Raw genomic sequence first — 12960 nt, 5'->3', positions numbered from 1 at the left:
CCTGCTGCGCGCCTGCACCACCGGTGACGCCACCTCCCACGTTGGGACCTTCCGCCGGCTGCGTGCCAGCGCCGCCCGTGGCGTCTCCTTCATGCGTCACGTCCGAGCCCTCAGCCGGCTGCGTGCCATCACTACCCTTCGCATCGCTCCCGGGCGCCACGTCCGAGCCTTCCGCGGGCTGCCTGCCAGCACCGCCCGTGGCGTCTCCTTCGGGCGCCGTGCCAGAGCCCTGCGTGGGCTGTCGGCCAGCACCACCCGTGGCACCGCCTTCAGGCGCCACGTCTGAGCCTGCCTCGGGCTGTCTGCCAGCACCGCCCGTGGCGTCTGCTTCGGGCGCCATGCCGGTGCCTTCCGCCGGCGGCATGCCGGCGCCACCCGTCGCATCTCCGGCGGGAGCCACGTCCGTGCCCTGCGCGGGCGGCGTGCCTTCGCCCCCCTCCGTAGGCTGAGCACCACCGCCACCGATGGCCTCGTCCGGCGCTGCCCCCTCACCTTCCGCCGTGGCGGGAGCAGGCGCGGGCGCCTTGAGCATGTTCTGCAGGCCCTGGACCTTGGCGGTGATCATCTGCTTGTCGGTATCCGACGTCGTCTCGAACGCCTTGCAGCGGTCGAGGAACGCAATCGCCTTCTCCCAGCCGGAGCGGTCCGACGCATACGCCCAGCCCGCGCCGCAGACGGCCTCGGGGAGGTCCGCCCGCGTGGCCAGCACCTTCTCGAACGCCTCACCCGCGGCGAGGCCCTTCTTCGGGTCACGCCCCTTCTGCCCATCCAACGCCCAGGCGAGGTACAGCGTCGCCTCCGGAGAGCCCGGCTCCAGCTCCACGGCCTTGCCGAAGGAGCGCTCCGCGCCCGCGTAGTCCCGGTAGCTCAGCGCCAGCGCGCCCAGGTTGAGGTAGCCCGGCGTGAACTTCGCATCCAGGGACACCGCCTTCTGGAACTGGACCAGCGCCCGCGCGCGGTCTTCCAGCTTCAGGTAGACCATGCCCAGCAGGTTGTAGATGGACGGGTCGTTCTGCGCGTGCTTGCGCGCTGTGCCGGCCAGCAGCTCCGCCAGGCGGTACTTCTCTCGCGCGTAGGCCACGTGCGCCAGGTTCTTGTACGCCCCCGGGTTGTCCTTGTTGCGAACCAGGACACGGCGGGCGGCGGCCTCGGACTCATCCAGCTTTCCCGCCACGCGGTAGGTGATGGACAGGCTGTTGAGCAGCGACGCGTCGTACTCGCGCCCCGGCGTCTTCAGCGCGCGCTCGAACAGCGCGATGGCCTCGTCCACCCGGCCCTGCTCCCGGTACATGACGCCCAGGTTGACGACCGCGGGCACGTGCGCTGGGTCCAGCAGCAGCACCTTCTCGTAGGCCACGCGAGCGTCGTCCGGCCGGCCCTGCCGTTCCGCGATGACGCCCAGGTTGAACTGCGCGTTGAGGCTCTGCGGCACCACGTCCACCACCGCCTCGAAGCCCTTGCGCGCGGCGTCCAGATCTCCGGCCTCGTAAGCCCGGAGCGCGGCCGCGAAGGACTCCTCCGCGCTGCCAGGCTTGTCCTCGGGAGGCGCGACGGGCTTCTGCACGGGCGCGACCTGCTGAGCCGCGGACGGCGGCACCTCCGGCATGGCGGCCGGCTTCTTCTGCGGCCCCGACGCGCACGCCGCCGTGAAGGCCAGCGAGCCGACGAGGAGCGAACGGAACCAGTTCATCTGCGCCTTCCCCGACCCCACCTGAATCGAATCGATGCGAAACGGCTTCATCGCAGCACCTCCCCACGCGCGGCGGTGTGCTCCTGCGCCGCGTCATCCGACGGCTGCGGCTGTCCCGCCGGTTCCCCGGGTGCTTCCGGCTTCTCCGACGGCGGCACCGGCGTCGTGGCCGTGGCGCCCTCGAGCACGCGCACCAGGTCCGAGCGGACGAGCGTGTCGCTGCCGCGGTAGCTGACCGGCCGGACCTGCGCGTAGGCGCCCGGACGCAGGCGGTTCACCTGGTCCTGCGCGGTCAGGGTCCAGGAGCTGTAGACGCCCAGCTCGTAGGCCTTCTCCAGGGCCTTCTCCAGGGCCTCGGCCGCCTTGTCCTCCAGCGGGAGCGCCAGGTTCTCCAGCTCGCTGCGGTACATGGCGAGCTGCTCCTCGTCGAGCCCGGACGGGTCCGGCGAGTCCATGATGTTGCGAGCGAAGTCCGCGTAGGCCAGGCCCACGCGCGTGAGGGCCGCGATGCCCCAGTCACCCGAGCCGGTGGAGAGCACCGCGAGGTACTCCTTCTCCAGCCGCTGGATCTCCTTCTGCTTCGCGGCCAGGTCCCGGCGGATGGTGCTCACCCGCGAGAAGCGGATGCCGGTGTAGCGCTTCCACGCGGGCTCCAGCGCCAGGAAGCGCGCGTGGCCGTAGGCATTGAGCACCGCCGTGTCCTTGCGCGCGCTCTCCGGCAGGCGGTTCCAGGCGCGCACCAGCTCGGCTTGCACGCGCTCCTGCTCGCGCGTGTTCTTCAGCTGCTCGTACGCGAGCAGCTCGTGGTAGCGCGCCAGGTACACCTGCGCGGAGCTGGAGCGCGAGTCACGCCCGTAGGTCTCCGCGAACTTGCCAAAGGCCCGGGCCGCCTCGCTCCAGCGCTTCTCCTTCTCCCAGACGAGCGCCGCGGCGAAGGCCACCTGTGGCACGTCCTTTCGGTCCTTGAAGCGGGACACGTAGGCGTTGTACGCGGCCACGGCCTTCTGCGGCTCGCCCGCGCCTTCCCACCAGACTCCCGCGTTGAACTGCGCATCCGCCACCCAGGCGCCGGCCTCGTCCACCAGCGCCTTGCGCTCGGCGGCCAGCCGCTCACGCCGGGACTCCGCATCCTCCGCGCCCGGTGCCGACTCCGCCCTGGCCGTGGCCTTCTTGGACGCGGTCCGCTTCTTCTCGGCGTCCTGCGCCTTCACGGCGGCGTCGTAGGCGGCGATGAAGGACTCCGCCATCACGGCGGCCTTCTTGTACTCCGCGACCTTCTCGTAGAGGCCCGCCAGCGAGTAGCGCGCCTTCAGCTCGAAGGGGCTGCGCGGGTACTCCTTGAGGAAGCGCTCGCCGGCCGCCAGGCCCTTGTCGATTTCGTCCGCCTCCTGCGCGATGATCATCGCATAGGTGAGCGCGCGGTCCGCGTTCTCCGACTTGGGGAACTCGGAGACGAAGCGGAGGAACTCCTCGGCGGCCTTCTTCGGGTTCTTCTCCTTCTTGTAGACGATTTCGTCCACCCACTTGTACTGGCTGCCTTCGACGACGCGGGCCACTCGCGCGGCGAAGTCCGTTCCTGGCTTGGACAGCTTCTTGTTCTGCAGGAACTTGCGCGACAGCGTGTTGAGCTCGAGCCACTCCTCGCGGCTCTCCAGCACGTACATGGTGAGGTCGGCCGCGTCACGCGAGCGTCGCTCCTCGGGGAACTTCTCGATGATCTCCCCGAAGCGCCGGGCCGCGTCCACGAAGTGGCTGCGGTCGTAGAGGATGACGGCCGCCTGGTAGCGCAGGTCGATCTCATCCGGCGAGTTCGGGTAGAGCTTCACGTAGGTGTCACACGCGGCGACCAGCCGGTCCTCGAACCGGGTGAGCGACTCCTCCTGGCGGTCCTTCGCGTCGCGCTTGACGATCTTCTGCTTGGCGACGTCGCCCTTGTCCTTCTTCTCGTCGACCTTCTGGCCGTCGCGCAGGTCGCTCTTGGCGAGCTGGCCGCGCTCGATCTTCACCAGCTTGTCGTAGGCGAGGATGGCGTTGTACGCGGCGCTCTTGCGGTAGGACTCGTTGGAGACCTCGCGCGCCGTGTCGCGGTCCGGAATCTTGAACGCCACCACGGCGTCGTACTCCGCCGCCGCGGCCTCCCACTCCTCCAGCGCCCAGAGGATTTCCGCGTAGAAGAAGCGGAGGTTGAAGGCCGAGTCCGCCACGAAGTCCGGGTTCGCGTTGGAGGCGAACGCATTCACGTACTGCTTGTAGATGTCGCGCGCGAGCCGGTAGGTCTCCACCTGGCGCGTCTTCTGCGCCTCCTGGTGGTACTCGGTCACCATCACGCGCATGGCCTCTTCGGTGACGTTGAAGGCGTTGCGCAGGACGGTCGTCTTGCCCTCGTTCGCCCGCCACCAGTCGCCGCCCGGGCTGTAGAGGTCCACCATCCGCTTCATCTCCTTGCGGACCTGCTGACGCTGGCGGAGCCCTTCGAGCGCGCGGACGATGGCCTGCTGGTACTCCGGCGCGTTGGCGCCCATGGGTTCATCGTCCACGAGCGTGCGGTAGGTGAGGATGGCGCTGTCGAAGTGGCCCGCGTCCACCAGGCCCGCGGCCGTCTTGGCCAGCAGCCGGCCCACGCGCTGCGCCGGCGCCTTCTCCTTGAAGTAGGCGATGGCCTGTCTGGGCTGGTCGAGCTGGACGTAGAAGACGGTCAGGTCATTGAGCGCCTCGGTCCGCAGGTCGCCCAGCTCGGGGCTCTTGGAGGCGTAGTCCACCACCTCGTGCAGCTTCTTCAGGCCCTGCTCGTAGTCGCCAGTGTTGTAGTCACACCAGGACAGCTTGTAGACGGCGTAGGCGTAGATCTTGGGCACGCCCGAGTCCCGCGCCTTCTCGTAGTTCTGCTTGGCGGGGATGAGCTTGTTGTTCTCGAAGTAGTGGTTGCCGAGCTGGATGTACGCGTCCGGCACGAACTGCGACTTGGGGAAGTCGCGAATCAGCTCCTCGTAGCGGGCCACCGCCTCCTCGCGGCGTCCCAGCTCGTAGTAGTTGTAGCCCATGGAGAAGAGGACCTCGTCGCGCTGCGGGTACTCCGGGTAGGCGCGGAGGAGCTCCTCGTAGATGGCCATCGTCTCGGAGCGGTAGCGCTCACTGTCGCGGTGGTCCTGCTTCGGGGCATCCACCTTCTCGCCCCGCGCGATGGCCGCGTCGTATTGCTTCTCCGCGGCCAGGAAGCGCGCCATCTCCAGCTGGTAGAGGTACTTGGACTTCTCCCAGTAGAGCTCCGACAGCCGGTACATCATCTCCGCCTTCTGCGGGTTGCCGTCGCGCAGCTTGGGGATGAGCCGCTTGAAGGCCTCGATGGCCTCGTCGCGCTTCTTGTCCGCCAGCGCATCCCGCTTCGCGTCGGGGATGCGCGGCGTCTCCGCGAACTTCGCCGTGGCGGGCTGTACCCGCGCGGGGCCCTGGCGCACGTCCTCGGGCGCGACGCCAGGCGGGGGCGCCTTCTCCTCCGCCTTGCGCGCGGCCCGGGCCTTCGCGGACTTCTTCTTGCCCGCGGCCTTGGCCCCGGAGGTCTTCGACGCGGACGCCGAGGCGGGCTTCTTCCCCGCCCCGCGAGCCCGCGTTTCCGCCGCCTCTCCCACCCCGCCAGTGATGAGCACCGCGCCCACCGCCAGCGCACCGAAACGAAGCACCACCTTCATGCGAGCTCCTGCCGTGAAGCCGACCCGGCATGCGGGCAATCCAACACCCACGCTGACGAGGGACGACGAAAAGTAGATGCGCACTTCTGGATTGAGAAGTGGCCAAGACGAAGGGGCCGCATCCGCGATACATCACGCGGAAGCGGCCCCTCGAAGGTGCGACGCCGGGCGACAGTGCCGCCCGTGTGCTCACGGCTGTTGTTCCGCCGTCTTCGCCGGACAGCCACGCTTCAGCGTGTATTGGTAATAACCAATCTCATCGCGCCAGAACTCACCCTGGAACTTCCAGTAGTTCCAGGCCGCGCCCGGCATCTTCGGGCGATACAGCGACTGCCGCGTCAGCAACGCTTTCTGATCCACTCCCGCCTGCAGCAAATCCTTCTCATCCAATGCCGTCTGCACGCGGATGATTTCCGCCTGGTCCGAGAAGGTCCGCAGGTTGTCCGATGCTTCACGGATGCGGCTCTGTGCCAGGGTGCCCCCCACCTGCAGCAAGGTGCCGCGCACGTCCTCCAGTGACGCGGTGGTCTGCGCGGCCAGCGGCGTGCCACGCCAGCGGCCAGCAAACAGCTCCCGCTTCTCCGTGTCCACGCGCTCCAGCATCCGCATCACCTCGCGGATGCGCTCGTTGTTGCGCAGCCACAGGTACACGGGCCGCGGCAGCCGGCGGTTCTCCGCCGCCACCAGGTTGTAGGCCTGCACCAGCGGCAGGTCCTCGCCGGCGAAGGGCTCGAGCTGCTTCTCCATGGGGCCATAGAGCTCGTCGAAGGCCGCCAGGGTCGTCTTCACCTCGTCGTAGAGACACGAGTAGTAGTAGACGGTGGCCTTCAGGATCCAGGACTCGGGCTGGAAGGCCCCGGCGAACTGCGGCGCGTGCAGCGCCTGGAGGCTGCCGAGCGCGCCGCCAAAGTCCTCATTCTGGAAGCGCGCGAAGCCATTCTCGAAGAGGGCCTGGTCCCAGTAGCGCGAGTAGCGAGGCACCCGCTCGTACGCCGCGGAGGCCTCCGCGTACTCGCCGCGCCGGTAGTGCAGGCGGCCCAGGGCGATGAACGCCAGGTGCTGCGTGGACTTCAGGTCGAGCTGGCCCTCCTTCGCGGCCAGCACCGCGTTGAACGCACCCAGCGCCTCCTTGTCGAGCGCGTCCGACTCCCCCGGCCGTCCCGGGAAGCGCGGGTCCGACAGCACGACGCCGAGCAGGTAGCGGGCCTTCGCGTAGACGCGGCTGTCCTGGGGCACCGCCTCCAGCAGCGAGCGGGCCTCCTCGAAGCGGCTCTTGCGCTGGCTCACCGTGCCCACCAGGTAGTTGATGCGCGCGAGCACCTCCTTGGGCAGCGTCACCCAGCGGTCACTCACTCCGTCCGTGTAGGCCTGGTTGAGGATGCTGGGGATGAGGTTGTGCTCGTCCAGCTGCTGCTGCATGTCCACCAGCCCCTCCACCGCCTTGAGGTACGAGGGGTGTGAGGGCCCGGCGTTGACGATGTCCGCGTAGGCGATGAAGGCGGCGACGGGCAGGCCCTTCTTCGCCAGGGCCTGGCCGAGGAAGTACTCCGCCTTGCCCTTCACCTCCGGGTCGGAGGCGCGCTCGGAGAGCTCGAAGAAGAGCGGCGCGGCGGTGTCCATGTCGCCCGCGTTGAAGGCGGCCAGCGCGCGGTTGTAGCTCCCCGAATCAGACTGGGCGAGCACCGCGAGCGGCGCCAGGGCGACGAAGAGGCTGAGCAGTCGTTTCATGGCGGTTCGGGCCTTCCTGCGCGTCAGAAGAGGACAGAGAAGCCGGCGTAGAAGCTGACGTTGTTGAGGACGCTCGACGACGGCTCGGCCACCAGGTCACGGGCCAGGATGATGTCCTCGCGGTAGTTCTTCTTCGTCTTGGGGTCCACGCCGTCGAACTTCTCGTAGCGGCAGCTGCCGCTCAGGTTCAGGGTGGAGAAGTCCTGGTTCGTGGTGCGGGCCGCCTCCAGCGCCTCGAAGTCTCCCAGGTTGCAGCCGTCCACCCGGTCCACGCGCGCGGTGTAGATGAGGTCGCGGACCTCCACGCGCAGCGCATACGACTCACCGAACTGGAGGCGGAAGCCGCCACCCACCGAGCCCAGGAACTTGGTGCCCGTGTCGCCGAAGCGCGCCGGCACGTTGAACGTCTCGCCGTTCACGTCGTTCGTCACCGCCGGGCGGATGAGGTGGCGCGTGGAGCCGATGCCCGCGCCGCCGCTGAGCACGATGCTGAACTGCGCGAGCGAGTTGTTGAGGAAGGCGAACTTGCCGTAGAGCGGCGTGACCTCGACGCCCGCGTGCGCGCCCCAGACGAGCAGCAGCGACGAGGCCGCCTGCGCCTGCTCACGCACCTTGTCGATGAGCTCCAGGTTGAAGTCGCTCTCGTTCGAGTACCAGTTGTACTGGCCCATCACCTGGAGCGCGAAGTTCTCCTGCAGGTGGTAGGTGTAGTGCGCCGCCGTGCCCGCGTGGTTGGTGTACTTGCCGTTCACCTGCACCGTCGCCGGGTACAGCGTCAGCTCGTGCCGGCCCTCGTCCGCGAAGCGCTTCTTCTGGACGATGTGCACCGAGACGTTCGGGTTGTAGAGCGGCGCGCCGTTCACCAGCCGCTGCTGCCGGGCGTTTGTGGTGCGTGGCGCCTCCGAGCCCAACAGGTCGGACGCGAGCACCGGCGCGTCATCGGGCGCGGGCGGCGCTTCCTGGCCTGCGACACCGCTCGCCGGGGGCTCGGTGTCGGGCGCGGGCTCGGCGTCCGCCTCGGCTTCGTCCAGCGTCGCGGGTCCATCACCCGGTGTGCCTTCCGCCGCCGGGGGCGGCTCCGGCGCACCGCGACCGGGCGCGGCGTCGGTGCTCGGGGACTCGGGCACCAGGGGCTCCGGCCGGGACGCGGGCCCGCTGGGGGCCTCGGGAAGCGACTGGGGCTGTGGGGTGGGCTCGGGCGGCACGGACGTCTCCGCACCGGGCGCGGGCACCTGCTGCACCTGGGCCAGCGCGAAGGCCGGGGCCGGGACGCGCGGCGCGGCCTGCGTGGCCGTGGCGACAAGGAGCGCGAGGGACAGGAACGGTCGCATAGTCAGGTGGACCTAGAAGGAGAAGGTGTAGCCAAGGTCGAACTGCACCAGGTGCGTGAGGCCGGGGCTGCGCGCGGGCTCCCCCGTCGCCTCCCCCGCCTCCCATGCGTCGCGCACCAGGTTGACGCGGTACTTGTCCTGGAAGACCCAGTCGCGCAGCTCCAGGCGCAGGCCGTGCTTGTCCAGGATGAAGAAGCGGAAGCCCACCGCCGCGGACACCACCGGCGCCACCCGCGTCTCCCTCACCCAGTAGTCCTGGGTGGCCGAGCCGCGATCATCCACCGACGTGCGGTTGTCACAGATGCCCAGCTCGCGGTTCACCACCTGCGTGCACTGGATGACGGAGTTGCGCTGGAACGAGCCCAGGCCGCCGCCCGCCCAGACATAGGCCTGGAAGTGGGCGGGCAGATCCGACAGCAGGCTGAGCTTGCCGTAGACAGGCGCCCAGCGGACACCGGCCACCCCGTGGAGGTTCATCTCCCAGAGGTCCGCCAGCTCGTCGGTGACGCGCTTGTCCTCGCGATTGAGGAAGCTCTCGGAGATGGAGCGCGCCAGGCCCGTGTGCCGGCTGGCCGCGTAGCCTGCGCGCGCCTCCACGGCGAAGGTGTCGAAGAGGTTGTAGGCCACGCCGACGTTGAAGACGTAGTGCGCCGTCAGCCGGGACTGCAGCGGCAGCCCCACACCGAGGGACACCTCCAACTGCCCGCCCGGCTCGTACAGCCGGTTGCGGACCACGACGTTGTCGAGGACGTTCTCCTCGTCCTGCGCCGAGGCGACTGGCGCCGCCAGCGACACTGCCAACGAAGCAAAGACGCAGAGCGTGCGTGCGATCATAATCCTGCCCGGCCCGTGGGGTGGGCCGCCATGAGCGGGAGTGCCTGGACTCCCCGAGCCACGGAGCCCGCGTCACCCGACGCTCAGGCTCCTCTGTGGGGCCTGGATGTGCGCACGCCTTCCACGACCGACAAGCCGAGATGGCCTGGAGTCGGAATTCTTTTCACGGTCGTCCCCACCGGACGCCCACCGGTCAACGTTTCCGGGGCATGCCATGGCACGGGATGAGATGCAGCGGGCAGCCGGGTCGTCACGCGGGGCAAGCACCTGCCCACCCGCGGAAACCCCACGCGCCCTGCCCCGCAAAAGCAAACGCCCCGCCCGATGCCCGGAAGACCGGGCCCGGAAGCGGGGCGTCTCGAGCGTCAGACGCTCAGAAGCAGACTACGCGCCGCGCGCGGCCTTGTGCTGCGCGCGCATGGCCACCTTGATGCTGGGGCGGATGTAGACGACGCTGTCCTTGTGGCCGGCGACGGCGCCCTTCACGAGCACCAGGCCCTTCTCCACGTCCACGTCGACGACGGTCAGGTTCTGGGTGGTGACCTGCTCCACGCCGTAGTGACCGGGCATCTTCTTGTTCGGGTACACGCGGCCCGGCGTCTTACGCTGACCGATGGCGCCCGGGTGACGCTGGTACTCGTGCGTACCGTGCGTCTTGGTCTGCGAGCCCTTGAAGTTCCAGCGGCGCATGACGCCGGAGAACCCGCGGCCCTTGGTGACGCCGGTGACGTCCACCAGCTCGCCCTTGCTGAACATGTCCGCCTTGACGGCGTCGCCCACGTTGAAGGAGGCGGCCTCCTCCGGCGTGACGCGGAACTCCTTCAGGTGGCGGCGGTAAGGCGCGTTGGCCTTCTTGAAGAAGCCGCGCTCGGCCTGGTTGAGAATCTTCTCGCGGATCTCACCAAAGCCAATGGTCACCGCGGAGTACTTGTCCTTCTCCGGGGTGCGCTTGCCAACGACCTGGCACGTGCCCACGTCGATCACCGTGACCGGGACGAGGTTGCCCTCATCGTTGAACACCTGGGTCATGCCGATCTTCTTGCCAATCAGACCCTTCACGTCGTCCTCACTGCCAGCGCGCTGGTGGCGCGGAAAAACCCAATAAGTTCAATGACCTGGACTTCACGCGTCCCCGCGGTCCCCAGGAAGCGGCGCAATGTAGCAGACAGGTCCCCGCCGTCAAGCACTACGGGCGGGGGGTCCTCTCACTGCGCGCGATCCAAGCGCGGGTAGAACGGTGCGAGCTGCGCATCGTTGATGCGCTGTGCATACACGTCTTCGCCGAGAAGGAACAGTGCTTGATCCAGATAATCCTCCGCGGCCTGGACCTGCTGCTCCTTGGCGGCGATCGCCTGGTCGAGCTCCGCCATGCGGTGCTCGTGGTCCAGCTTGCGCTCCTCCGCCTCGTCCTCCATCTCCAGCATGCGCTTGTGCGCCAGGATGCCCGCCGCGCCGGGCTGGCCGGGCTCGGGGGTGAGCGCGGTGGCCAGGCGGGCCTCCAGGTCCTCGAGCTCGCGGCCGAGCCGCATCTGCTGGAGCCGGTTCTTCTTGAGGTTGGTCCGGGCCACCTCGAGCTTGGCGGGTGACTCGCCCGTCAGCTCCATGTCGCTGATCTTCTGCTCCAGCTTGCCCAGGCCGTCCTCGGCGTAGCGCAGGTCCGCCTTGCGCGACGCGAGCGTCTTGCGCAGGTCCTTCACCTTGCCGTCGATGGCGTCCACCGCCTTCTTCCACTTCTTGACGATGGCTCCCTGCCGGGCGCGCTCCGCTTCCAGCTCGGCGAGATAGTCCGAATACGCAGCGTCCTCGTCGTTCATCTCCTGCTCGAGCGCCGCCAGTTCGTCCCGGCGAGCCACCACCGCCTCTTCGGCGCGGTAGACGCGGTCCATGGAACGGGGGCAGTTGGGCTTGCCAGGGAGTCTGTCTCGCGCCAGGTCGCCCAGCTGGAAGATGAGGTCGTTGTAGCTCTCCTTCGGCATGGACGGATTTCTACGCCCAACACGCCGGCACTGTCACCGACAGAGCGAGCCACCCGTGTCATTCCCTCAGGAATCGCCGGGCGCGGCGCTGGCCGGCGTGTCGCCGTGCACCACGGGGCCCAGCGCGCCCTCCGCCAGGGCCAGCAGCTCCCGGGAGCGGTCCTGCTCCTCGGTGCGGTTGAGCTCACAGACCCACGCGGAGGACAGGTCCGCCTGCTGACGGGCCAGCTCGGCCGTCGTCTCGTAGCGGGCGGCGGACGCCCGGGCGAAGGCGCCCTCGCGGCGCAGCTCCAGCAGCGTATCCGGGTCCAGCTCGATGTCCTCGGGTGGAACCGGGAGCGGCCCGCGGCCCAGCGCGGCCAGCCGTGCGAGCAGCCGCGACGCATGGGCCCGGCAGAATGCGGCCAGGACCATCAACCGCGCCCTGACCCGCGCATCCGCGATTCGCTCCGCCAGCGCTGTCATCCGCCGGGCGGAGACGACCTCCGCCTCCCACGCGGCAGCCAGCGCCGCGGCCAGCCGGGTATGCCTCGCACCCATCGACGTCCCCCTGTTCCCTACCTTCAAGCCGCCAACGTAGGGACGCCCCGCGTGGGATTCAACCGAGAGCGCGCTCGAACATCCAGAACCCACCAGCCGCGAGGATTCCGATGGACAATGCCCTCACGGCCCTCGTGTGCAAAGCCGGACGCCTTTGGACCATGCGGAGGACGGGCAGCAGCACCGCCACCACCACCGCCTGCCCCAGCTCCACGCCGACGTTGAAGCCCAGGAGCGCCGTGGCCACGGACTCTCCCAGGCCATAGCCGGCCAGCACGCCCGCGAAGCCGAAGCCGTGGATCAACCCGAACAGGAAGGTGACGAGCACCCGGTGCCGGTGCTCGCGCCGCACCAGGTTCTCCACCGCGACATAGATGATGGAGGCGGCGATGGCGGCCTCCACCCAGCGGCTCCAGGCCCCGTCGAGCACCACCCAGCCCAGGGCGGCGGCCCCCAGCGTCAGCGAGTGCGCCACCGTGAAGGACGTCACCAGCAGCAACACCCGCTTGAGGCCGCCCCCCACCAGCAGCACGGCCAGCAGGAAGGCCAGGTGGTCCACGCCCTCGAAGATGTGGCGCATGCCCAGGCCCACCCACCCCGCGAAGCGCCCGAGCAGCGAGGTGCGCTGGCCACCTTCCGGCATCGCCACCTCCGGCCGCGCGGCGTCCGCGAACATCGCGCCGGGGAGCTCCCCTTCCCGCACGCTTCCCAGGATCACCCGGTACTCGGGCGGCAGCCGCGCCAGGACGGCGAAGCGCTGACGCAGCGGCCCCGGTGGGCAGGTGAAGGTGGCGGTCAGCTCCACGAAGGACTGCCTCGGCAGCGCGGTGTGGGCGGTCCGCGTGCACGGCTGGCCCCCCGCGGTGAGCGGCGCCGCGTCCCATACACCGGCGGCAATGGCGTCGAGCCGGCCGGCCAGCGCGTCCCGTGTGTTCAGGGACACCCCCGTCCCGTCCATGGACAGGAGGCGGGCCAGCGTCTCCGGCGTCAGCGTCATCACCTCGCGCAGCTCGGAGGACTCCGGCGCGGCGCGTTGTGCCTCGACATAGATGATGTCGGCGTCGTGCGCGGAGGCGGCGCTCGCGGCCAGCAGCAGGCTCGCGAGCACGGCCCGAGGGGAAACACGCGTCATGTCCCCTCCAGCCTGCCGTCAGCGCCGGCCCGCGTCCACTCCG

8 protein-coding genes and 1 pseudogene are annotated in these 12960 nt (G+C 69.3%); all 9 read right to left on the bottom strand.

All coding sequences use genetic code 11. The features are described from left to right. Nucleotides 1–256: 256 nt before the first annotated feature. Nucleotides 257–1741: pseudogene (locus VZL07_RS32610) on the bottom strand (tetratricopeptide repeat protein); the annotation flags it as partial. Beyond that, on the bottom strand, nucleotides 1738–5376 hold the full coding sequence (locus tag VZL07_RS32605; protein ID WP_426751851.1) for a tetratricopeptide repeat protein: 3639 nt from the start codon (nucleotides 5374–5376) through the stop codon (nucleotides 1738–1740). The pseudogene VZL07_RS32610 and the gene VZL07_RS32605, both read right to left, overlap by 4 nt. Before the next feature lie 189 nt (nucleotides 5377–5565). Continuing rightward, entirely contained in the window at nucleotides 5566–7104 is a 1539-nt protein-coding gene (locus VZL07_RS32600) for a tetratricopeptide repeat protein (RefSeq protein WP_426751850.1), read from the bottom strand. Between the two features lie 23 nt (nucleotides 7105–7127). Then, entirely contained in the window at nucleotides 7128–8435 is a 1308-nt protein-coding gene (locus VZL07_RS32595; RefSeq protein WP_426751849.1) for an outer membrane beta-barrel domain-containing protein, read from the bottom strand. Nucleotides 8436–8447: 12 nt separating this feature from the next. Next, on the bottom strand, nucleotides 8448–9269 hold the full coding sequence (locus VZL07_RS32590; protein ID WP_426751848.1) for an outer membrane beta-barrel domain-containing protein: 822 nt from the start codon (nucleotides 9267–9269) through the stop codon (nucleotides 8448–8450). Between the two features lie 384 nt (nucleotides 9270–9653). Beyond that, complete coding sequence (gene rplC, locus VZL07_RS32585) at nucleotides 9654–10328, bottom strand: 50S ribosomal protein L3 (protein WP_426751847.1); 675 nt, start codon at nucleotides 10326–10328, stop codon at nucleotides 9654–9656. 146 nt (nucleotides 10329–10474) lie between these two features. After that, nucleotides 10475–11245, bottom strand: coding sequence for a hypothetical protein (locus VZL07_RS32580; protein WP_426751846.1), 771 nt, complete (start codon nucleotides 11243–11245; stop codon nucleotides 10475–10477). Between the two features lie 66 nt (nucleotides 11246–11311). Next, complete coding sequence (locus tag VZL07_RS32575) at nucleotides 11312–11785, bottom strand: hypothetical protein (protein WP_426751845.1); 474 nt, start codon at nucleotides 11783–11785, stop codon at nucleotides 11312–11314. A gap of 58 nt (nucleotides 11786–11843) precedes the next feature. Further along, a complete protein-coding gene (locus VZL07_RS32570) occupies nucleotides 11844–12917 on the bottom strand; it encodes a HupE/UreJ family protein (protein WP_426751844.1) in 1074 nt (357 codons plus the stop codon). Between the last annotated feature and the right edge of the window lie 43 nt (nucleotides 12918–12960).

The sequence above is a fragment of the Pseudomyxococcus flavus genome (genome assembly GCF_050038885.1).
Taxonomy (GTDB): domain Bacteria; phylum Myxococcota; class Myxococcia; order Myxococcales; family Myxococcaceae; genus Myxococcus; species Myxococcus flavus.
The sequence above is the reverse complement of the archived record's forward strand: the minus strand, read 5'-3'. Positions and strand labels throughout refer to the sequence as shown.

Excerpts from the sequence above, each read along its gene's own strand:
- VZL07_RS32580 (WP_426751846.1), bottom strand. The coding sequence starts at position 11,245 with ATGCCGAAGGAGAGCTACAACGACCTCATCTTCCAGCTGGGCGACCTG.
- VZL07_RS32590 (WP_426751848.1), bottom strand. The coding sequence starts at position 9,269 with ATGATCGCACGCACGCTCTGCGTCTTTGCTTCGTTGGCAGTGTCGCTG.
- VZL07_RS32600 (WP_426751850.1), bottom strand. The coding sequence starts at position 7,104 with ATGAAACGACTGCTCAGCCTCTTCGTCGCCCTGGCGCCGCTCGCGGTG.
- VZL07_RS32575 (WP_426751845.1), bottom strand. The coding sequence starts at position 11,785 with ATGGGTGCGAGGCATACCCGGCTGGCCGCGGCGCTGGCTGCCGCGTGG.
- VZL07_RS32570 (WP_426751844.1), bottom strand. The coding sequence starts at position 12,917 with ATGACGCGTGTTTCCCCTCGGGCCGTGCTCGCGAGCCTGCTGCTGGCC.
- VZL07_RS32605 (WP_426751851.1), bottom strand. The coding sequence starts at position 5,376 with ATGAAGGTGGTGCTTCGTTTCGGTGCGCTGGCGGTGGGCGCGGTGCTC.
- VZL07_RS32595 (WP_426751849.1), bottom strand. The coding sequence starts at position 8,435 with ATGCGACCGTTCCTGTCCCTCGCGCTCCTTGTCGCCACGGCCACGCAG.